This is a genomic window from Lederbergia citrisecunda (genome assembly GCF_018343695.1).
GTDB lineage: Bacteria > Bacillota > Bacilli > Bacillales > Bacillaceae_C > Lederbergia > Lederbergia citrisecunda.
In genome coordinates, this window is the sequence record NZ_JAGYPJ010000001.1 from 2842911 (window position 1) to 2864186 (window position 21276).

Consider the following 21276-nt stretch of genomic DNA (forward strand, 5'->3'; position numbering starts at 1 on the left):
CTGGGAATTATCCCAGAACTTTCATAGATTACAATTTAAATTGGCTAACGTGGCTATTGAGTTGTTCTGCTAAAGCTGCGAGATCTTCCGCACCTCTTGCGATTTCTTCCATGGAACTGCTTGATTGCTGTGCGGATGCTGCAGCCTGTTCGACTCCAGCTGCTGCCTCTTCAGCTACGGCTGCCACTTCCTCGATTGATTTATTCATTTCTCCGCTGTTTTCGGTCAATTCTTTTAGATTTGTAGAAATATTTTGCGCCTTGCTAACCATATTCGTAACAGATTCATTGATGTTTCCAAATGTTTTTCCTGTTACCCTAATTTGATTTGTTCCATTTTCAACTTCTTCATAGCTAGACTGCAATGAAACGACGGCCTCATTGGACCCATGAATAATGCGCTCTACAATATTTGTAATCTCACTCACCGAATCCGAAACTTGCTCTGCTAGCTTTCGGACTTCAGTAGCCACAACGGCAAATCCCTTCCCTTGTTCGCCTGCTCTTGCTGCTTCAATAGCCGCATTTAACGATAAAAGATTCGTCTGTGCCGCGATTTCCTGAATGACATGAACGAGCTGGGAAATTTCTTTCGTTTGTGTATTTAAACCTTGTACATTTTCCACTGCGGTCGTGACTTTTTGATGGATATGTTCCATTTGTTTAACAGATTCATCCATCAAAATTCTTCCTTCTTCTGTCATTGCCAATACATCATCGGAAGTATTTACAATATCTTCTCCATGCTTATTCGCTTCCACGATTTTAAGATTAAAATTCTCCATCATTTCCGTAAGTTCTCCAGCACTATGAGCTTGAGATTCAGCACCGGATGATAGCTCTTGCATGGTGGAAGCAATCTGTTCCCCGCCCTCTCTTACTTCATTGGCGGATTGAGTGAATTCTTCACTTTGACTTGTAATGGTTTCCGATGCAGTTGATACATTTTGGATCATTTCCTTTAGACTGCTTTGCAACTGATTCATAGCATTTGCCAGTTTTCCAACCTCATCCTTAGATTTTACTTGAAGGAACGCTTGGCTCAGATAACCTTTCGAAAGGTGCTCCATATGCTCAGATACTTGATTGATTGGCTTTGAAATACTTGATGAAAACACCCAAATGATAAGTATGCCGATTACTAATGCGACACCTATCACAAGCATTACAAGATTTAGTATTTCTTTTGCAGGCTTGTTGAAATCCATCATGTATGTACTTGCACTTACTGTCCAATTCCAATATGGATCTGTTTTCGAAAAGGCTACTTTAGGCATATCTTGATTCGGATTACTTGGTAATGACCAACTATAGTAGGTCAAACCACCACCGTTATTTCCAACTTCAATCAATTCTTGAATAAACTTTACACCATTAACATCTTCAGAATCCCAAAAATTTTGACCTTCTGTATTTGGAGAGGCAATGTCTACTCCATTTTTATCAGTGACGAACATATAGCCATTTTTACCTAAATTTAGATTAGGATTAATTGGCCTTGTTCCATCTGCATTCTTTTCTCCTAAAATAGCAACTTTAACTCTCTCCTGTGCATCCTCGAGAGAAATATTACCTTTCTCCACTTCTTTATTCAACGTATCAATCATAGAGATAGTCATTTCTACACTATTTTTCAAAATTGTTGCTCCAAGATAATCTAAACTTGAAGAGCTTTTATTATAAGCTAGTATTCCTGTAATAATTAGTGGGATTGTTAATAATAAAAACGATATTGTGATTAGTTTTAACTTTATGGAAGTTAATAATTTCAACACTGCACCTTCTCGATGTAAATTTTTTGACAGAAAAGTAGTTTACTAACTTATAAGTTAATCCATCGATCCGAATTAATAAGGGATAAATCAATATGTACATGGTGATTAATTTGTTTATGATTTCTCAAATATTTAAGGAAAGATTTAACGTCCTTAACCGCCTCTATAAAAGAGATGTCTTTAAACTGATTAGTGCGATGATATTCCAAATACTGAATTAAGATATCTTCTCTTATAAACCCAAGATAATAAATATTAGTATGCTTATACAAGAAGTTGAAAATTCTTTCAAACGATTTTACGTTTGTAATATTATATTCTTCATCTAATTTAAATTGTGAATATAATAAATCGTACCTAGAGCATTCCTTTGTAACTGACATTTAGATCGACAACCCCTTTTATCTCTCTATAATGGAATATCCCTTCCCATTTTATTAAAGAATATTATCCCCCTTTTTCCGGAATTTCATCAGCAAAGGAAAAGTTTATTGTCTTTTTAAGAAAAGCAAAGCTTATATCGCCTATGTAAAAGCAAACGGCTGCGCTGTTCTCTCTAGACAACAATGAACTCCTACTCTATGCTTTTTAATCGCTAAAAAAGGCCATTCTAAATAGAATAGCCAAATAAAACTATCTCATATGTGAAATAGTTAACTATTTTGGCAGCCAGGCGATCATAGTTGTCTCAATAAACCTTAGACCCTTTGCTTTGCGTCCTACCCTTTCAGATAGTTTGCCTTTATCTAGGAAATTTTATCCATTCTATTTGGAGTATAAAACAAATTTCCTCAATATTCAACAATATTCTACAAACACACTTTCTATTAGATGTTAAAAGTGGAAGATATTTAATGCCTTGAAAATGCAGGTAAACTTTCCTATCATAGACTCAAGTAGACTTTTTTCAAAAAAATAAAAGGACGTGTAACATGGTTATTAAGCCTCTATTAGAACCAATGGGATCGATAGTTTATAGGATCTTAAATAATCGTATGATTTTAACCCCAAAAGAAAAGTCACATTATTTAAACCTTCTTAAAGGGTATAAAGGTGAGAAAGGTTTTAATGCTTTATTACAGAATCTTCCTAGTGACTTCCTCATAATGAATGACTTACTCCTCGAAAAAACAACACATTGTTCCAAATCGACACTTTGCTAATTTCTCAAAACACAATTTACCTTTTCGATGTAAAAAATTATGAAGGTGATTTTTATATCAAAGAAGATAAATGGTATTCAATTGCAACTGGTAAAGAAATTCAAAATCCATTGAACCAGTTATCAAGATGTACATCCTTATTTAGGCGATATCTGCAAGATTTAGGGATAAACAACTTCTCCATAAATGAATTCCTTATCTTTATCAACCCCGAGTTTACCCTATACGAAGCCCCTCGTAATCAACCAATTGTTCTTCCTACTCAGCTAAATCGATTCTTAAATAATCTAAATTCCAAAACATCAAAAATAAGTGATTATCACTTTAAGTTAGCAGAACAAATAATGTCAGATTATTTAAATCAAAATCCATATATCCAACTACCGAAGTTCGAATATAAACAATTTAAAAAAGGAGTTGCTTGTAAGATATGCTACTCCTTTTTGGCAAATTTCAATGATAAAGAATTCATTTGTAAGAATTGCGGATGCAAAGAGAGGAATGAATCTGCCATTATCCGCAACGTGAAGGAATTTAGCATTCTTTTCCCGGATAATAAAATCACAACAAACATTATTCATGAATGGTGTAATTTACAGATTTCTAAAAAGGCCATCAGAAGAATTCTAATGAAATATTTATCGGTATGCTATCATGGGAGGTATTCATACTATGTATATCCGCCACAGAATAATGAATAAATGTCCTAAGAACTAAATCAATTTTTACATAATCATAATGAAACTTTATATATGAGCAATGAAACCATTTTTCATATCCGAGTTCAAGATGGACCTTTCATTGTGACCTTCAGGCGATTTTTTTCGCGACCAAGGGCACGTTGGAACCTTCATCGTGACCTTCAGACACTTTTTTTCACCGTCAAGTGCACGATCAAACTTTCAGCGTGATCTCCAAATGCTTTTTTATCCCATGATCACGACGGTCCTTCAATTGGACAACAACAGTGGTTTTTCTCCTACGCAATCAAAATCTTTTTAACATGCCCGCTATCTCCTGCACACCTTTTCGGATTTCTGTGACTAGCAGTTCTCCATCAAGTGGCTCGCCCTGCTGACCAGAAGCGATCACAATCCCACTTCCACTACTTTTCCCGGTTGCCAATGCTCGTTCTTCACTTGCAGCTATGATTCCTTGAAGGAACGCTTCTTCTGAAATGATTCCATTTACAAAGATGCATAGGTTTATATCTGCATGATTTCGTCCTGCTGACGCAAGAACAAAAATATGCTCGTAGGCAGCAAACCAAACCAGTTCCGAGCTTTTTGCAGGTATAGCGACCGCTTTTTCTATTCCATAAAGCCCATCGGAAAAATGCATGATAAACCTATTATACCAACCAATTCCCGCTCCAGCCGCTGATGAAGCCATAACTTTTAACGGCATGGGTGAAATCAACTCGGCATGATCTTCCTTTATCTTCAAAAAAGTCTCGTCTATTTTTAGAGAGTTTATCTTCTCTTCATCCGGAAGCAAGATCATTTGCGGCTTAGGTACTATCGGATGAGGCTGAACGTCAATGTTTGTTTCATACACCTCTTGAATTCGTTGTTCCTGTAAAACATCGCCAGCTTTTCCAATCGCACTCATTTGGCCGTTGTGTAAAAGCATAAGTCGATCGCAATAAAGGCTAGCCAAATTTAAATCATGAAAAATCGATACGACGGTCAACCTACGTTCACGAGTCCATTTTTTCATTAAATCCAATAAATCTTTTTGAAACGATAAATCTAAATGATTCGTCGGCTCATCTAGTAAAAGAATTCTTGGCTCCTGAGCAAGGGCTTGCGCAAGGAAAACACGTTGACGTTCTCCACCTGAAAGCTCATGTAACAGTTTACCTTGAAAAATATCCACTCCCGTTAAAGCCATTGCTTCATCTATTATTTTTTCATCAAGATCATCAGTACGACTCAACCAGCCTCGTTGATGGGCATAGCGGCCTAACGAAACGGTTTCTCGGACTGTATAAGCAAAAACTTCTGACGATACTTGTGGCAACACCGCTGTTATTTTTGCCAGTTCCTTTGTTGAGTAGTTCTCGAGAGGCTGATTATTTATTAAAATTTCTCCTCGATCAGGTTCAAGCAAGCCGCTAATCATTTTCAACAAAGTCGTTTTTCCACTGCCATTAGGCCCTAAAATACCGAATAACTCGCCTGCCTCAACGGAAAAAGAGACGTCTTCCAAAACACTAAAACCGGGATAGCCCCCATATAAGCCGTTCACTTGAAGCATGATCTATCCCCTTCTTTCCATACGTCTTTTTACTAAAATGGCTGCAAAAGCAGGTGCTCCAATTAAGGCCGTGATGACTCCGATTGGGAGTTCTGCTGGTTGAATGATCGTCCTTGCTACTAAATCTGCCAAAATAAGAAATCCTGCCCCAACTAACATCGATAATGGCAGCAAATGCTTGTGATCTGGTCCCGAAAGCATCCGTACGAAATGTGGAATGACGAGTCCAACAAAGCCGATTGTTCCTGAAACCGCTACAGCCGCACCAGTAAGCAGAGAGCCCGCTAATAAAATTGCTAACTTTCTTCTCTCTACATTTACTCCTAGATGCTTTGCACGATCTTCACCAAATGACATCGCATTAAGTTCTCGGACATTCATCATGAGGATCAATCCACCAACGATAAAGAAAGGGAGAATGATACGGACATAACTCCAGCCGCGCATAGACACGCTACCGAGCAGCCAGCCAATAATTTGTCTTAATTCTTCTCCAGAAAGTGCAATCATTAATGACAGAACCGACCCAAGAAATGAGCTAAAGATGATTCCGGTTAAAATAATCGTCTCCACTTTCATAGAAGGCTCTATCGTTCTTGCAAAAAATAATACAAGGAAAATAGTGATGAAGGATGCCACTATACTTATGAGCGGCAGAGTAAATAGTCCAGCGAATGGCAGTGATATTTGAAAAAACAACACTACAACTGCACCGACAGAAGCTCCAGATGAGACACCTAGTGTATAGGGATCGGCGAGTGGATTTCGCAGTAGTCCTTGGAAAGCCGCTCCTGCAACCGCAAGAGAAGCTCCCACTAGACCTGCCAATATAACGCGAGGAAGGCGGATATTCATGACAATGTTTGCCATAAGATCCGCCTCATTATTTTGATGTAAATGGAAAATTTCTTTCATTAAAATAGATGCAATTTCACTAAAAGGCACGTGTACAGCGCCGATGGCGATTCCTAGAAAAATCGCCATTAGTAAAAATGCGCACGCACTCACGTATGAAACTAATTTTTTATTTCCCGAAAACGTCCGGGTAAATGGCTTTTGCAAGCTCCTCTACTCCTTCAACAATCCGCGGACCTGAACGACTTACGAGGTCCTCATTCACTAAATAAACTTGGTTTTCTTTTACGGCTGTTATATCTTTCCAAGCTGTTCGTTCTTTTATCTGATCCACAGCATTATCAACAAAACCAACGGTCGTAATAATGGTATCAGGATTCATCTGGACTACTGCTTCTTCATTAATCGGAACCCAGCCTTCCTGGTCACTCACGGCATTTTTGGCATGGATTACTTCAAGCATTTCATTCATAAATGTATTTTTTCCAGTTGTGTAAATATCTGGAGCTGGCGATACTTCAACAAATACCGTTTTTTGGTCTTCTTCTGAAATCGTAGCTGCTTGCTTTTGAATGTCATCTAATTTCGATTTCATATCTTGGATCAGTTTTTCAGCTTCAGCTGTTTTTCCAGTTGCTTTTCCGACCATTTCAATAGACGAATACACAGCGTCAAAACTTTGAGCATCATTCACAACAAGGACTGTTACACCGCTATCTTTTAGCTGCTTAAGACCAGCTTCCCACATATTGGCAGTTGATCCGTGTGCTAGAACTAGATCTGGGTTTAGAGAGAGTATTTTTTCTACATTTAATTCCATGCCTGCTACTTTCTCTTTCGAAGCTGCCTCTTCTGGATAATTATCAAGTTCGGATACTCCGACTACAGCATCCCCCTCGCCTAAAGCATAGACGATCTCTGTATTACTTGGAATAAGTGAAATAATTTTTTCAGGTTTTTTCTCAATCACAACATCTGTATCACTTGCATCTTTTATCGTAACTGGGAATACTTCCTCTGTTTGATTTGTATTTTCGTCCGCCTGTTCCGAAACAGGTTGTTTGTTGCTATCTTCATTTTTATTATTAGCTTCATTTCCGCATGCTGCTAAAAGGCCGAATAAAAGTAAAAATGCAGCAACTAAACCAAATAACTTTTTCATTTTTTACGTTCCCCCTGAAAGTTTTTTCTAAAGCTGTTTAGAGAAGTTCAAGCTCCCTGCCCGTAGACGAATATGAATCCGTACTTTTGCTACTTCCGCTAGACACAAATAAAATAAAAAACATCCCCAAAATATGGAGATGTGCGCCAACGAAAAATAAACTTGCTTCTTCTCCACCTCCCTATCCTCGTAGGTTTATTGGTGCAATGGTATCGGCAGGTCTCCTGGCTTATGGTCATCACTTACTGCCCCTTCCCATGCCTATGGCACAGTGGTTCATACAGCAAGCTCCCAATTACAGTGGCGGGACCGCGTTGGAATTTAACCAACTTCCCTTTTCAGCTTCCCTATCAAAGAAGCACCGATATCCGAGCTATGTAATTATTTATTGATTCCCATTAATTATACATCTTTTTTTCTGATCCTACATCTTTTTTATGGGCTTCTGGTCATAATAATTAAGTATACTATTTATTTTATAGCTGGAGGTTTGAAAATGGGATGGTTCATAGGCATCTTACTCGCTATATTCTTGTTCGCTGTATGGTGCTACGCCGATTTTCACCTCGGTTATTATCTGCATAAAAAACAATGGAAAAAACGCTCGTATCCATGTAGAAAAGGTCATCTTCAATTAATTACGAACGGACCGGAATTATTTGAAACATACTTTCAAGACTTAAAAGACGCTAAGTCGAGCATTCATATATTATTTTACATCGTAAAAAATGATCCTTTTAGCCAGACCTTTTGGGATGTATTAATGGATAAGGCGAGGGAAGGTGTAAAAGTTCAATTACTCCTCGACTGGTTAGGCAGCCGCCATGTTCGGAAAAAATGGATTAAAACAGCTCGTAGTTGTGGAATTGACATTGCTTTTTGTCATACACCACGTTGGCCGTTTCTTATTTTTACTCTACAACAAAGAAATCATAGAAAAATCACCATTATTGATGATTGTATAGGCTATTTAGGCGGATACAATATTGGCAAAGAATATATCGACTTGGATCCGAAGCTATCACCTTGGCGCGATTATCATATGCGTATGAGTGGCGAAGGAATTTCAGATTTACAGGATGAATTCATGGTGGACTGGGTGAGAGCTACGAAAATGTCAGAACCAGAGTATGAGAGTAAAAAAGTTATTAATGAAGATTGGCAAATGCTCCATCGCTTTTACCCATCAGAAGGAATTGCTGTGGAATATCATCTTCTTAAACTGATTGATGGTGCAAAAAAATCTATTATGATTGGGACTCCATATTTCATACCAACCGAAGCGATTATGAAATCAATCGAAACTGCATTAAAAAGAGGCGTTTCTATAACCGTTTTAGTACCGGATACGGCTGATCACCCGATCGTAAAGGAAGCATCTTTTCCTTATTTGCGTAGGCTGCTTTCCGGTGGTGGACAAGCCTACCAGTTCGAAAAAGGTTTTTTCCACGCTAAAGTGATGATTGTAGACGGAGACATTTGTGATATTGGTACTGCCAACTTTGATCGTAGAAGCATGTTATTGAACCATGAAATTAATTGCTATATCTATGATAAAACATTCATAACTGAGGTTGAACATGCTCTATATGACGATATTAGCCATTCACACAAAATGTCGTTGGAAAAACTGAATAACTTAAGCTTCGGTGTGCGGTTGAAGGAATGGATTGGGTGGGCCATTAAAGGGTTATTGTAATAGGTAAAGTGTAAGCGCCTTGCTCTTTGACGTACAAGCCCGCAGTATGCGGGTCCTTCTATGTAGGAAATGCGTTTTTTAGTCGAGGTATCTCTGTTATTCTTTTTCTTAAGCAAAAGGCGTCTCCTATTAATAAGAGACGCCTTTTCCCACTTACATTTTTTCCGGTGCTGAAACACCAACTAATGCTAGTGCATTCTTCAACGTAATTTGCACGGATTTTATTAAGGCCAACCGAGCTTTCGTTTCTTCTGGGTTTTCTTCATTTAATACTTTCTCCGCATTGTAAAAGCTATGGAAGAAGGAAGCTAACTCAAAAATATAATGGGTGATTCGATGCGGAATTCGTTTTTCTGCTGCATCCGCAATGATTTGCGGAAATTCACCGAGTTTTTTCAACAAATCAATCGACTTTTCGCTCGTCAATACGGAAAGATTTGTATTGCTCTCAACCAAAAATCCTTTTTCTTCTGCCGAACGAAGGATACTCCAAATTCGAGCATGGGCGTATTGAGCGTAGTACACAGGGTTTTCGTTCGATTCGGAAACCGCCAAATCCAAGTCAAAGTCCATATGAGTATCTGAACTTCTCATTGCAAAGAAATAACGTACAGCATCAAGTCCAACCTCTTCAATCAATTCGCGCATTGTAACTGCCTTCCCAGTCCTCTTGCTCATCTTCATTTTCTCGCCATCTTTATATAGATGAACGAGCTGGATGATTTCAACTTCAAGACGATTACGTTCGTAACCTAGTGCCTCGATTGCTGCTTTCATACGCGGAATATAACCGTGGTGATCTGCGCCCCAAATGTTAATAAGCTTATCAAAACCACGATCTAGTTTATCTAAATGATACGCAATGTCAGGTGTTAAGTATGTGTACGTTCCATCATTTTTAATGAGGACGCGGTCTTTGTCGTCGCCAAACTCAGTTGATCTAAACCAAGTAGCTCCGTCCAACTCGTAAATATGACCCCTTTCACGAAGTTGGTCTAAAGCCGGCTGAATCTTGTTATTTTCGTATAAAGAAGTTTCCGAATACCAAACATTAAAATAGACTCTAAAATTTTCCAAATCCTTCTTTAATTTTTCCATTTCGTATGCTAATCCATATTTACGGAAAAAATTAAAGCGTGTTTTTTCATCTACATTGACGTATTTATCCCCAAATTCTTCGGCAAGTTTTTCCCCAATGCCAATGATATCCTGACCGTGATACCCATCTTCTGGCATTTCTTTTTCAAGTCCAAGTGCTTGAAAATAGCGAGCTTCAACAGATAATGCCAAGTTATGGATCTGGTTTCCTGCATCATTAATGTAATATTCGCGTGATACATCGTATCCTGCTTTATCTAAAATATTGCAAAGTGAATCCCCAACTGCTGCTCCACGAGCATGTCCAAGATGAAGGTCTCCAGTAGGATTCGCAGAAACGAACTCAATTTGAACTTTTTCACCTTTTCCAGCATTTGAACGGCCGTACTCTTCTCCTTGCTCGAGAATTGTACGGATAATATCCGTTAAATAGCTGTTATCCATATAAAAATTAATAAATCCGGGACCTGCAATTTCAATTTTTTCAATCGAAGCCTTTGTCTGGTCAACGTTAGCTTGAATTTGTTCAGCTATCACCCGAGGCGCTTTTTTCGCAATACGAGCAAGCTGCATCGCCATATTTGTAGAATAATCTCCATGTGCTTTGTCCTTTGGTGTTTCGAGGATGACTTCGGGAAGCTGCTCTTCCGTTGCAAGTTCCGCTTTTAAAACAGCTGCCTTAATTTCCTTCTTTAAATTTTCTTGAATTTGCTCCACAATGTTCATAACTTGTCCTCCTTATATTCAAGATCCATTTCGTAGTATCCAGCAAGTGTGCCTTGCATAGATAAATCGTAGGCTAGACTTAATTTACCTTCTTCATGACTTAGTTTTTTTGTATCTGTCATTAAAAAAATAGTTCCTAATGTGCTTTCATGTGTACCTTGCTTTTGCTCTGATAAGCTAAAGCTTAAACGCATTTTTATAAGACCACTTCGCATAATAACAGCTTCATCTTGCAAAATTTTAACAACTGTATGGATTGTACCTTCTTCTTGAACTTCATCATATTTTAAATAAATCGTATTCCCCTTCTGATAACGAGTACCAAAAACGGTCAATTCATATGTCTCAATCTCATCATCGATCCTCACTCTTGTCGTGAGTTGGATTTTGACTGAGGTTTGTGTATCCACGGTCAAAAAACCACCTTTTATCTATAGTTAACCTTTATATTATAGGAAAATTTCATGCGGAAGTCTATTTTGCTTGTCGTGTTCTATTCATAAAATTTATTATTCCCTTTATTTATGATAGACAAATCGCTATAATTGAAGCGACAAATTTCGATAGTAGGGGATTTTAATGTTATTAGAAATGGCAATAAATTTTTGTGTTTTGTTTACATTTAGTGTGCTCTCTTACTGGCCTTTTCAAAATCGGGTTCGTTTTCATATTCCTTTTCCATCCTTGCATCCAATATTCATTGCGTTTTTTAGTGGAATTACAGGAATTGTATTAATGGGTACCTCCATTACGATTACAGATTCAATCATTATAGATGCTCGCATGGTTGTTATTGTGATATCTGGAATATTTGGTGGCCCAATTGCCCCCCTGATTAGCGGTTTAATTATTGGCGGAACACGTATTTTTATTACTGGAGTAACGACTACTTCTATTATTGCCGGTGCAGGGACTATCATTGGTGGATTAGTTATTTTTGTTTTTACAATGAGAAAGCGAATGACATTTCGCAATGCACGGTTTTATTTTTATTATTTAGTAATTCAAACGGTAGTGTTACTGGCTTGTTTAATGGATTTTTCATGGACAGCGGCTGTTCAAATCTTTTCTTTCATTATATTTTCACTTCTATCATTCTTTACTGTTCTGTTCATTTTGCGAGAGTTGGATATTCATTTTACTAAAGTAGGTTTGGCGGAAAAATTATCCGAGACTGACTTTTTAACAGGGCTTTATAATAATAGAATGTTTCAGAAAGTGACGGAATCTATTACTAAAAATGCAGATGAACCTTTTTCACTCCTTCTACTTGATATTGATCATTTTAAAAAGGTAAATGATACATTTGGGCACCCTATTGGTGACGAAGTGCTTCGTGAACTTGCATCGAGATTGCGACGTGAATCACATATTTATAATGGAATTGTTTCGAGAAATGGTGGAGAGGAATTTTCAGTGATTATTCCTCATGCTGAAAAAGAACTGGGAATGGAAGTGGCTGAAATCATACGTAAAGCAGTGGAAGATTTTCCGTTTGAAACATCTAATGGTTTAGAACTCCATATTACCATCTCAGTTGGAATAAGTACCTTCCCTAATAATGGCGATGAAATACAGAAACTTTTCAATCAATCTGATATTGCCTTGTATCATGCAAAAAATACTGGTCGAAACAAAGTGGTTCATATTGAAGAAACAGAAAAAGCTAACCTTTTATCAGTTTAACTGATGTAAGGTTAGCTTTTTTATTCACGATCAGATCCTCAAGGGCACCATCCAAGCATCATTTCTCTAATTAGTTTGCTCGCTGTATTAGCTGTTTGCTCTGAATGGTCGTAAATAGGAGCTACTTCTACGAGATCGCAGCCGACGACTTGAACATCGGAATTTGCAATTTCGTGAATGGAAGCTAATAGTTCTTTTGACGTAATTCCTCCCGCATCTACTGTGCCTGTCCCAGGAGCATGAGCTGGGTCTAGAACGTCAATATCGATTGTCACATAAACTGGACGGCCAGAAAGGGATGGTAGAACTTTTTTCAACGGCTCAAGTACTTCAAATTTTGCAATATGCATCCCGTTTTCTTTTGCCCATTCAAATTCTTCTTTCATGCCAGATCGGATTCCGAAAGAGTATATGTTTTTCGGGCCAATCAAATCTGCAGCTTTTCGAATTGGGGTAGAATGGGAAAGGGGCTCTCCCTCGTACTCCGTACGAAGATCCGTATGGGCGTCCATATGAATGATGGCTAAATTAGGATATTTTTTATACATTGCTTTTATAACTGGCCAAGAAACTAGGTGCTCTCCACCCATTCCTAGAGGGAATTTTCCTTCCTCTAATAACTTGTCAATATATTCTTCAATCATATCAAGACTTCTTTGTGCATTACCGAATGGAAGCGGAATGTCACCTGCATCAAAATATTTAACTTCAGACATTTCACGATCGAGATACGGACTGTATTCCTCAAGTCCAATCGACACTTTACGAATTTGCCCAGGACCAAAACGGGATCCAGGACGATAACTAACTGTCCAATCCATTGGCATTCCGTAAATAACAACTTGGCTCTCATCATAATTCGGGTGACTACCGATAAACACATTCCCCGAATAAGCTTCATCAAAACGCATCAATCATTCTCCTCATCTAACCTGTCCCTTTGGGGTCAGTCCCCATTTGACCTGTCCCCTTTGGACCCGTCCCCAATAAGATCGGAAACGAATTTTGGAAGGACGAAGGCAGCTTTATGCAGGTCTTTTGTGTAGTAGTTTGTTTCAATTGAATGGAAGCGGCTTTCTTCTACCGCAAGCGGGTCATAGCGCTTGGACCCTAATGTGAAGGTCCACATTCCACTTGGATAAGTTGGGATATTTGCAATATAGAGCTTTGTGATTGGGAAGATTTCCTTCACATCCTGCTGCACTTCGCGAATGAGGTCTGCTTTAAACCAAGGATTATCCGTTTGGGCTACAAAAATCCCATCTTCTTTTAAAGCCTTCGAAATTCCTGCGTAAAAACCTTTTGTAAATAAATTTACTGCAGGACCTACCGGCTCTGTCGAATCAACCATGATAACATCATACTCGTTTTCGCTCTGAGCTATTTCCATAAATCCATCGCCAACTTTTACTTCGACACGCTCATTATCCAATTCATGTGCAATAGAAGACAAATATTTCTTTGAGTATTCTATCACTTTCCCATCAATATCAACAAGAACAGCTTTTTGAACACTAGGATGTTTCATTATTTCACGTATGACCCCGCCATCACCTCCACCTACAACTAGAACACGCTCTGGATTTGGGTGTGTGAATAACGGCACATGGGCTACCATCTCATGATAAACAAATTCATCTTTTTCCGAAGTCATAACCATTCCATCTAAAAGAAGCATATTGCCCCATTCTTCTGTTTCTACCATTTCAAGCAATTGAAAATCTGTCTGTTCCGTATGTAATGTACGCTTAACTTTCATTGTGATGCCGTAATGATCAGTCTGCTTTTCTGTAAACCATAAACCTCCCATTATTCAGCCATCCTTCCATGTGCTTGAGCACAAAATTTGTTAAGTCTAGACAAGCAGCCATCGACTTGCAACTTCATGTCCATCTCTTTTGCGTAAGTCAACATCGATTCGTCCTATCAGACTTATCGTGTTTCCTTTATCTCGTCAGGGAATACGAAATCCATACGTCGATGAACAGGCGCTTCTGCTTTTCTATCTAGTTTTCCACTAACGTACATTTACAAACACAAAAATTATAGAAAAAACGACCAGCAAAGTAAAGATTCCTTTAAAAAATTCCATGAAATATGAATAAAACAACCCTTTTTCTTTCATACTGATGATAAAAGATTGCTAGATTGAGGTGATGAAAAAGTATGGAAACAGAAACGAGGGCCCAAAGAAAAAAGTGGCGAACCATTCGATTGCTGACATTTACTAGTATTTTAGCAATTGGAGCATTAGGAGCTCTTATTTTTTCATTTTTTATTTATATAAAAATATTAGGCCCACCACCACTTGCCATCCCACAATCTACTTTATATTATGCGAATGATGGATCGGTTATTGGCGAAAGCAACAGTGGCGAAAAAAGATATTGGGTATCTCTCGACGAGATTTCTCCATCTGCCATCAACGCGGCAATCGCCATTGAAGATCGTACTTTTTACAATCATTCTGGTTTTGATTTTAAAAGAATCGTCGGCGCTGTTCTAGCAAATATTAAATCGATGAATAAGGTGCAAGGCGCCAGTACGATTACACAACAATATGCTCGAAATTTATTTTTGACGATGGATAAAACATGGAAACGAAAAATTTATGAAGCCATTTATACAATACGTCTTGAGGCAAATTACAATAAAAATGAAATTTTAGAAGGCTATTTAAACACCATTAATTTTGGCCATGGTGCATACGGAATTGAGGCTGCTAGTCAATTTTATTTTGGGAAAAATGCAAGTGACTTAACTGTTGCAGAGAGCGCTATGCTGATGGGAATTCCGAAAGGGCCGGGAATTTATTCGCCACTGGTTAACTATGAAAAAGCTAAAAATAGACAGCTGCTCATTTTAAAATCAATGCAGGAAACGAAAACAATTACTGCTCAATCTGCAAGTGAAGCCGCTGAAGAAAAGTTGAATTTTACAGGGATACATCCACATCATAAAGCTGACTCCGCCCCTTATTTTTACGACGTAGTAAAAAAGGAACTTTTAACGACTGTAGGACTGGATGAAAGAGTATTAGCACTAGGTGGGTTAAAGGTATTTACCACTCTTGATCCAAGACAACAAGAGATTGCTGAAAATGCGATGAATGTAACATTTTCTGAAGAATCGGATATTCAAGTAGGATTTGCGGCGATGGATCCAAAGACGGGCTTTGTTACAGCTCTTATTGGGGGAAGGGATTATGATGACAGTCCATTTAACCGTGCAACACAAGCAGTGCGACAACCTGGCTCTACATTTAAACCACTTCTCTATTACGCAGCGCTTGAGCGTGGCTTTACACCATCGACATTGATAAGAAGTGAACCAACGACGTTTACATTTGGTGGGACTACCAAGTATACGCCTCATAATTTTAATAACCAATATGCAAATGGCGAGGTTACGATGGCCCAGGCTTTGGCCGTTTCTGATAATGTTTACGCGGTTAAAACTCATCTTTTTTTGGGAGAAGGAGTTTTAGTCGATACTGTTAAAAAATTTGGAATTACATCAAAAATGACTCCTGTTCCATCGCTTGCACTTGGAACTTCCGGAGTAAAAGTAGTGGAATTGCTAAATGCTTATAGTATGCTAGCAAATGGTGGAAAAAAGGTAGAACCCATCTTTATTCAAAAAGTAGTCGATTATCGGGGAAAAGTTATTTATGAGGTGGAGGAAAAGGAAGAGCAAGTATTAAAGCCGGAACTCGCCTTTATCATGAGTCAAATGATGACGGGGATGTTCGATCCAAAATTAAACGGATATGCGACCGTGACAGGCGCATCGATCGCAAATCAAATGAGTAGAGTGTATGCAGGGAAATCAGGATCGACTCAATCGGACAGCTGGATGGCTGGATTTACACCGGGACTCGCAGCTGTAGTTTGGACAGGATATGATCAAGGTAAAGAAATCACTTTAACCGCTGATAAGCTTTATGCCAAAAATATGTGGATTCGTTTTATGGAGCAATCGATACAAGGACAGCCTGAAAAACTTCATACATTCAAGCCGCCAGCTGGCGTAACAGCAGTTCCCGTCGATCCATCCAACGGAAAACTGGCTACGAACTTATGTCCTGTCTTTAGGATTACCTATTTTGAAAAAGGAACCGAACCAGAAGATATTTGTACAGAACATCTTTTAACGGGGCCAAATTAATGGTCCCGTTATTTTATTGCAATCCTGTTACGATGACTCCATTTTTATTATCCCCTGAAATTTCATAGTACCGGGTAACAGCTATTTTTAAGGAAGGTTCATTTTTAAAATCATGATAGGAAATATAATATTTTTCACCTTTATAATGAAGTGAAATTGATTTTTTCTTCTTTATATAGTCTAAATATTGTTCTAGAGTAAAATTTTTTTTGTACATAATGGCACTATGTGGCAAACCAACATAGCGAAAATGCCAAGGTTCATACTGGATACCTGTAATTGCCGTCTTATCTTTCGGATATCGTAAAATAAATCCGTATTTCCAAGAATTTTTCTCTAGCCATTTTCCCTCTTCCGCATCTTCCATCTTATTTAGCGCGGAGCCAATATCAAGTGAAAGTCCTAAATTATGTTCGCTAAACCCTGCCGGCAAAGCATATGCAGGTCCCATCTCTTCGTAAAGCTGATTTTGTTCTTCTAAACTCCGAAAACCACTATTAATCATAAAATGGTCGACATGGTCTTTTTTAGCCGCATTGACCATTGCTGAAAAACGTTCTGCCACTTGTTCTGATATTTTAATATTATGATCTAACAATTGATACCCTTGCATATGATTTTGATGCTCAATTAAATTTATAATATCTCGTTTTACGCCTATATCTTGCACAGGGTTATCATGATTGACTAATAATAGATTTCCGTGATGAATATGTTCTTTTTCAATTGTAATATACGTTGTATTCTTACTTTTTTCATCCGAAATGTTAACCTCCGGATGTAAATCATTGAACTTATAACCGAATAATAACGCCAGTATCCCTAATATAAATATCCACTTTATCTTTTTCATCGTATCTTCCCTCCATCTTCATAATAGGAAAGACTAATAAAGAAAAATGGAAGAAAAGATAAAGTTTTTATTAAGATTATTAGAAAAGCGCAAGGTGCCTTGCTCATCGATGTACAAACTTCGGGGCCTTCGACTGAGATAACGGAAATACGGTGAGCCTAAAAAGCGAACCGATATTGACTTATCGTAGGAAGAAACCGAAAGTTTGCTAGTCGATAGGAGCTGGACAGCGAGAGACTAAGTTCCAAAATATTGGCTATAAAAAGCTTATACTTTCTTATACTTTTTAGAAAAGCGCAAGGCGCACGTAATCGCCGACAAGCAAATGTTCTGAGACGCCAAAAGTCCTTCTTTGACTTTTAGTGGCGCGGGTTTCTGACCTCGAGCCGATGGTGCCTGGAGCTAGACATCTAAAGCCTAAGTTTAAAAATATAGACTTTAAAAGACTTATACTTTCTTTACTTTAAAGGCAGACACACTTGAAATTTAGTCTGAATCGGGTCGCTATGTGCAGTAATAGATCCTTGATGCTGTTCGATAATATTTTTCGCAATGAATAATCCTAATCCAGTGCTATTATGATTCAAAGATCTTGAACGATCACCTGTATAAAACACATCGAATATATGAGCTAGGTCCTCTTCAGGAATATAGCTTCCATAGTTCACAACGTCTACCACTACCATATTTCCATCTAGATAACCTTTTATATCAATATATTTTCCTTCGGAACCGTAACGGATGGCATTCGAAAGTAAATTCTCGAAAACTCTCGCCAGCATTTCCCCGTCGCCTAAAATTAGTAGGTTCTGAACCATTTCCACCCTAGCCACTAAACTATATTTTTCTAAGCTCGGATAAAATTCTTCGTTTAATTGTATGAGTAATTCTCCAATGTTAATAGGATCCTTTTCCATTTTGAGCATGCCATAATTAAGGCGAGAGATTTCAAATAGCTCATCAATCAGTTTTTCCAATCGCAATGATTTCGTATGGGCAATCGTTAAAAAATGCTTCATTTGATCTTCAGTTATATGTTGATCCTTCATGAGCAATTCTAAATATCCCAAAACCGAAGTAAGCGGAGTACGCAAATCATGGGCTAAGTTAACAATTAGCTGCTCTTTACTGCTGACGGCAAGATTTTCTCTTTGTAAAGATTCCTTTAACTCCTGCGCAGCTTTATTAATATCTTCAGCTATCGCTCGAAATTCATCATTCGTTGAAATATGCACGCGTTTATTAAAATCTCCATTTGCAAGATGATGTATGCCAGTTGAAATTTTATTAAAATATGTTGCGTAAGACTTTGTAAGCAAGAAGAAAAATAGAATGGCAAGTGGAACAAAAATAATTAGGAAAACATTTATATCCCCTATTTTTGCTATCGTATTTCGGATATTTGCCAAAGGCTCCCCCGTTTGCACATGGGAACTTTTATAATAGAATTGAAGTATTTTATAGATAGAAAAAGTAATAGCGCCTGCCAATAACATACTGAAACATAAACGAATGATCATTTGCGTTCTAAAGCTGCGCATCATTTTACCCATTGAATGTATACCCTACTCCCCAAACGGTTTTTATGAATTTATTTTTGTGCTGGTCTTCTTTTAATTTTTTTCGTAAGCCACGAATATGTACCATAACCGTATTACTGCCTTCATAATAATCTTCTCCCCACACGTGCTGGAAGATGTTTTCTACACTATAAACCTTTTTTGGGTAGCTTGCTAATAAATATAAAATATCAAACTCTTTTGGTGTTAACTCAATTAATTCACCGTAAAGTTTCACTGTGCGTTCATCTGGATTAATAACCAATCCACCAACTTCTACTTCATGGTTTCTCCCGTTCGCTAGGTTTAAAAGTTTTGAACGGCGAAGCTGGGCATTGACTCGAGCCACCAATTCCATTGGATTGAACGGCTTCGACATATAATCGTCTGCCCCCATGACAAGTCCTGTAATTTTATCTAAATCGGATGTTTTGGCGCTTAGAAAAATGACAGGTAGCGCAAAATGCTCTCGAACTTGGCGAATGACTTCATAACCATCCAATTTGGGCATCATAATATCTAGTATAGCTAAATCAATCTTTCTGGTTTGAACAGTCTGAAGCGCTTCCATTCCATCATGAACTTTGATAACTTGGTAGCCTTCTTTTTCTATATGAAACCCTACTAAATCAGCAATCTCTTTCTCATCATCTGCTATCAGGATTGTTACCATAGCTTCACCACCTACATAATCAATCAATAAAAAAACCTGAGGTGTGCGGCCTCAGGTTTTGGTGAAAAGCAGCAGGCCTATCGACTAACAAGCTCCTTGTCCTTTTCCCTACGATAAGTCAACATTGATTCGTCCATTCGGACTCATTGTGTTCCCTTTATCGCAAGTCTTAGACCCTGAAGTTTGTACGTCGATGTACAGGAGCCTCCGCTTTTCTTTGTCCTAGTTTGTATTTTTGTACAAACTATATGTAAGTTTACTTTTTTTCCTTACAATCGGCAAGCACACACTATTATATTTCGCAAATGTCATAGATTGTTCATATATTACAATTGGGTCAAGCCAATTCTTTCTTCAACTCTTCACTTGATCGTTCCCATATTTCTGCGTCATGCTGCTTTAAAAAGATACCGAGATTTTTTCTTGATTCCTCGTCCATATTATGAACAATGATGGTTCCTTTCATGGCCTTATCCATATGATTTACATGTTCAGGCATCGATTTATAGCCTCTGCGCGCAGGTCGGTTGATATATAATTCGCAAGCAGTAACCCCTGCGTAATACGGTCCTTCCGGTTTGCGATCGACCGCTACCCAAATGATCCAGTATTTCTTTGTATCTTCTTTCGGATAGTCCGTCAAAAGCTCGTCAAGACTTTTTACGTACCTAACTCCACGTTCTGTTTTACTTCGAGCATGCATGGCCTGAAGCTCAATCCATACTTCGCCTTCTTCTACATCTATCATAATAGGAGTAATATTATCCAAACTAAGTGAGCCTATGCCGAAACCTTTATGTCCATCTGTTGGGTCATTTTTAATAATATTAAATTCTAGTTTTTTCTTCCCTTGTTCCACAAAAAATACCTCCTAACACTAAAATGTTCACTTTTAAGCTTTTCCTCATAAAAACATCGTAAACACATTCTGAAGACTTTTAATAAAAAACGGCACTACCGTATAAATAATTGGATGAATCGTATATCGCCCTAGCGGTGTTATGACTAGAATGATAAATAATAATGAACCGAATTGTTCATATTGCGTCATTTTCGCCCTTACTGAAGGTGGGACAAGATCTTCTAAAATTCTATAACCATCTAACGGCGGAAGCGGTAGTAAATTAAAAACAAATAATAATACGTTAAAGTAAACAAATAAATTGAAAAATTGTATAAGCAATGGCGGCAATGAAGCAGCTATACCTGACATGATAAGGAAAGCTAAAATAGCTGTTCCGATAATAGCAAGCAGAAAATTACTTAATGGCCCCATTAAAGATACCAATATCCCGCCCAGACGAGGATTTTTAAAGTGATATCTGTTTACTGGAACAGGGCGCGCCCAACCGAATCCTGCGATGAATATGAGCAATGTTCCAATCGGATCCAAATGATGGATGGGATTCAATGTTAATCTTCCTTGGTCTTTCGCTGTTGAGTCTCCTAATTTATATGCTGTATAGGCATGTGCAAATTCATGCACGGTAAAAGCGATTAATAATACCGCTGCAATTAACGGAATTTGTTCCAAAGGAAATCTAAGAAAACGCTCCACGTATCCAACTCCTTTTATAATTGTCTCGTTTAGAAACATTATAG

General features: G+C 38.0%; 18 protein-coding genes and 2 riboswitches. Of the genes, 4 read left to right on the top strand and 14 right to left on the bottom strand.

Translation table 11 applies throughout. From position 1 onward, the window contains the following. Positions 1-28: 28 nt before the first annotated feature. Together KHA93_RS13905 and KHA93_RS13910 are read right to left on the bottom strand one after the other, a co-directional pair. Positions 29-1774 carry a methyl-accepting chemotaxis protein gene (locus tag KHA93_RS13905; RefSeq protein ID WP_213111274.1) on the bottom strand — a complete coding sequence of 582 codons (1746 nt, stop codon included), beginning with the start codon at positions 1772-1774 and terminating at the stop codon, positions 29-31. A gap of 47 nt (positions 1775-1821) precedes the next feature. Further along, positions 1822-2157, bottom strand: coding sequence for a hypothetical protein (locus KHA93_RS13910; protein ID WP_213111275.1), 336 nt, complete (start codon positions 2155-2157; stop codon positions 1822-1824). 278 nt (positions 2158-2435) lie between these two features. Then, a riboswitch (cyclic di-GMP riboswitch) is annotated at positions 2436-2525 on the bottom strand. 405 nt (positions 2526-2930) lie between these two features. Here KHA93_RS13910 and KHA93_RS13915 point away from each other — a divergent pair. Then, on the top strand, positions 2931-3638 hold the full coding sequence (locus KHA93_RS13915; RefSeq protein WP_233711166.1) for a nuclease-related domain-containing protein: 708 nt from the start codon (positions 2931-2933) through the stop codon (positions 3636-3638). 286 nt (positions 3639-3924) lie between these two features. On the opposite strand, the gene KHA93_RS13920 is transcribed toward KHA93_RS13915, so the two are convergent. From KHA93_RS13920 to KHA93_RS13930, 3 genes are read right to left on the bottom strand one after another with little or no spacing between them, the layout of a single operon-like run. Continuing rightward, positions 3925-5196 (bottom strand): ABC transporter ATP-binding protein, encoded by a 1272-nt coding sequence (locus tag KHA93_RS13920; protein WP_213111276.1) that lies wholly within the window; start codon positions 5194-5196, stop codon positions 3925-3927. 3 nt (positions 5197-5199) lie between these two features. Beyond that, the gene (locus KHA93_RS13925) at positions 5200-6258 is read right to left on the bottom strand and encodes a FecCD family ABC transporter permease (protein WP_233711167.1); all 1059 of its coding nucleotides are present in this window, start codon (positions 6256-6258) and stop codon (positions 5200-5202) included. Beyond that, on the bottom strand, positions 6221-7213 hold the full coding sequence (locus tag KHA93_RS13930) for an ABC transporter substrate-binding protein (RefSeq protein WP_213111277.1): 993 nt from the start codon (positions 7211-7213) through the stop codon (positions 6221-6223). The genes KHA93_RS13925 and KHA93_RS13930 overlap by 38 nt, the downstream gene beginning before the upstream one ends. 197 nt (positions 7214-7410) lie before the next feature. Next, positions 7411-7594: riboswitch (cobalamin riboswitch) on the bottom strand. 115 nt (positions 7595-7709) lie between these two features. On the opposite strand from KHA93_RS13930, the gene cls reads away from it, so the two are divergent. Next, a complete protein-coding gene (gene cls, locus KHA93_RS13935) occupies positions 7710-8912 on the top strand; it encodes a cardiolipin synthase (RefSeq protein WP_213111278.1) in 1203 nt (400 codons plus the stop codon). A gap of 153 nt (positions 8913-9065) precedes the next feature. On the opposite strand, the gene argS is transcribed toward cls, so the two are convergent. Together argS and KHA93_RS13945 are read right to left on the bottom strand one after the other, a co-directional pair. Continuing rightward, positions 9066-10736: an arginine--tRNA ligase gene (gene argS / locus KHA93_RS13940; protein WP_213111279.1), complete on the bottom strand. Its 1671-nt coding sequence runs from the start codon at positions 10734-10736 to the stop codon at positions 9066-9068. Further along, complete coding sequence (locus KHA93_RS13945) at positions 10733-11146, bottom strand: YwiB family protein (protein ID WP_349772298.1); 414 nt, start codon at positions 11144-11146, stop codon at positions 10733-10735. Before KHA93_RS13945 ends, argS begins: the two co-directional genes overlap by 4 nt. 169 nt (positions 11147-11315) lie before the next feature. Between KHA93_RS13945 and KHA93_RS13950 the strand changes: the two genes are divergently transcribed. Continuing rightward, entirely contained in the window at positions 11316-12422 is a 1107-nt protein-coding gene (locus KHA93_RS13950; protein ID WP_213111281.1) for a GGDEF domain-containing protein, read from the top strand. A gap of 38 nt (positions 12423-12460) precedes the next feature. Here KHA93_RS13950 and speB read toward each other — a convergent pair whose 3' ends face one another. Further along, positions 12461-13333: an agmatinase gene (gene speB / locus KHA93_RS13955; protein WP_213111282.1), complete on the bottom strand. Its 873-nt coding sequence runs from the start codon at positions 13331-13333 to the stop codon at positions 12461-12463. A gap of 35 nt (positions 13334-13368) precedes the next feature. After that, complete coding sequence (gene speE / locus KHA93_RS13960) at positions 13369-14232, bottom strand: spermidine synthase (protein WP_213111283.1); 864 nt, start codon at positions 14230-14232, stop codon at positions 13369-13371. Between the two features lie 356 nt (positions 14233-14588). On the opposite strand from speE, the gene KHA93_RS13965 reads away from it, so the two are divergent. Next, complete coding sequence (locus tag KHA93_RS13965; protein ID WP_213111284.1) at positions 14589-16589, top strand: transglycosylase domain-containing protein; 2001 nt, start codon at positions 14589-14591, stop codon at positions 16587-16589. Positions 16590-16602: 13 nt separating this feature from the next. On the opposite strand, the gene KHA93_RS13970 is transcribed toward KHA93_RS13965, so the two are convergent. The 5 genes from KHA93_RS13970 to KHA93_RS13990 all read right to left on the bottom strand — a co-directional run bounded on the left by KHA93_RS13970 (position 16603) and on the right by KHA93_RS13990 (position 21232). Next, positions 16603-17442, bottom strand: a complete 840-nt coding sequence (locus KHA93_RS13970) for a M15 family metallopeptidase (RefSeq protein WP_213111285.1) — start codon at positions 17440-17442, stop codon at positions 16603-16605. Positions 17443-17900: 458 nt separating this feature from the next. Continuing rightward, entirely contained in the window at positions 17901-18995 is a 1095-nt protein-coding gene (locus KHA93_RS13975) for a sensor histidine kinase (RefSeq protein WP_213111286.1), read from the bottom strand. Continuing rightward, on the bottom strand, positions 18988-19674 hold the full coding sequence (locus KHA93_RS13980) for a response regulator transcription factor (RefSeq protein ID WP_213111287.1): 687 nt from the start codon (positions 19672-19674) through the stop codon (positions 18988-18990). The genes KHA93_RS13975 and KHA93_RS13980 overlap by 8 nt, the downstream gene beginning before the upstream one ends. Before the next feature lie 337 nt (positions 19675-20011). Then, the gene (locus KHA93_RS13985; protein WP_213111288.1) at positions 20012-20533 is read right to left on the bottom strand and encodes a YwhD family protein; all 522 of its coding nucleotides are present in this window, start codon (positions 20531-20533) and stop codon (positions 20012-20014) included. Between the two features lie 45 nt (positions 20534-20578). Continuing rightward, positions 20579-21232 carry a site-2 protease family protein gene (locus tag KHA93_RS13990; protein WP_349772299.1) on the bottom strand — a complete coding sequence of 218 codons (654 nt, stop codon included), beginning with the start codon at positions 21230-21232 and terminating at the stop codon, positions 20579-20581. Between the last annotated feature and the right edge of the window lie 44 nt (positions 21233-21276).

Coding starts and splice junctions, on each gene's coding strand:
- speE (WP_213111283.1), bottom strand. CDS start 14,232: ATGGGAGGTTTATGGTTTACAGAAAAGCAGACTGATCATTACGGCATC.
- KHA93_RS13975 (WP_213111286.1), bottom strand. CDS start 18,995: ATGGGTAAAATGATGCGCAGCTTTAGAACGCAAATGATCATTCGTTTA.
- argS (WP_213111279.1), bottom strand. CDS start 10,736: ATGAACATTGTGGAGCAAATTCAAGAAAATTTAAAGAAGGAAATTAAG.
- cls (WP_213111278.1), top strand. CDS start 7,710: ATGGGATGGTTCATAGGCATCTTACTCGCTATATTCTTGTTCGCTGTA.
- speB (WP_213111282.1), bottom strand. CDS start 13,333: ATGCGTTTTGATGAAGCTTATTCGGGGAATGTGTTTATCGGTAGTCAC.
- KHA93_RS13965 (WP_213111284.1), top strand. CDS start 14,589: ATGGAAACAGAAACGAGGGCCCAAAGAAAAAAGTGGCGAACCATTCGA.
- KHA93_RS13950 (WP_213111281.1), top strand. CDS start 11,316: ATGTTATTAGAAATGGCAATAAATTTTTGTGTTTTGTTTACATTTAGT.
- KHA93_RS13910 (WP_213111275.1), bottom strand. CDS start 2,157: ATGTCAGTTACAAAGGAATGCTCTAGGTACGATTTATTATATTCACAA.
- KHA93_RS13930 (WP_213111277.1), bottom strand. CDS start 7,213: ATGAAAAAGTTATTTGGTTTAGTTGCTGCATTTTTACTTTTATTCGGC.
- KHA93_RS13980 (WP_213111287.1), bottom strand. CDS start 19,674: ATGGTAACAATCCTGATAGCAGATGATGAGAAAGAGATTGCTGATTTA.
- KHA93_RS13970 (WP_213111285.1), bottom strand. CDS start 17,442: ATGAAAAAGATAAAGTGGATATTTATATTAGGGATACTGGCGTTATTA.
- KHA93_RS13920 (WP_213111276.1), bottom strand. CDS start 5,196: ATGCTTCAAGTGAACGGCTTATATGGGGGCTATCCCGGTTTTAGTGTT.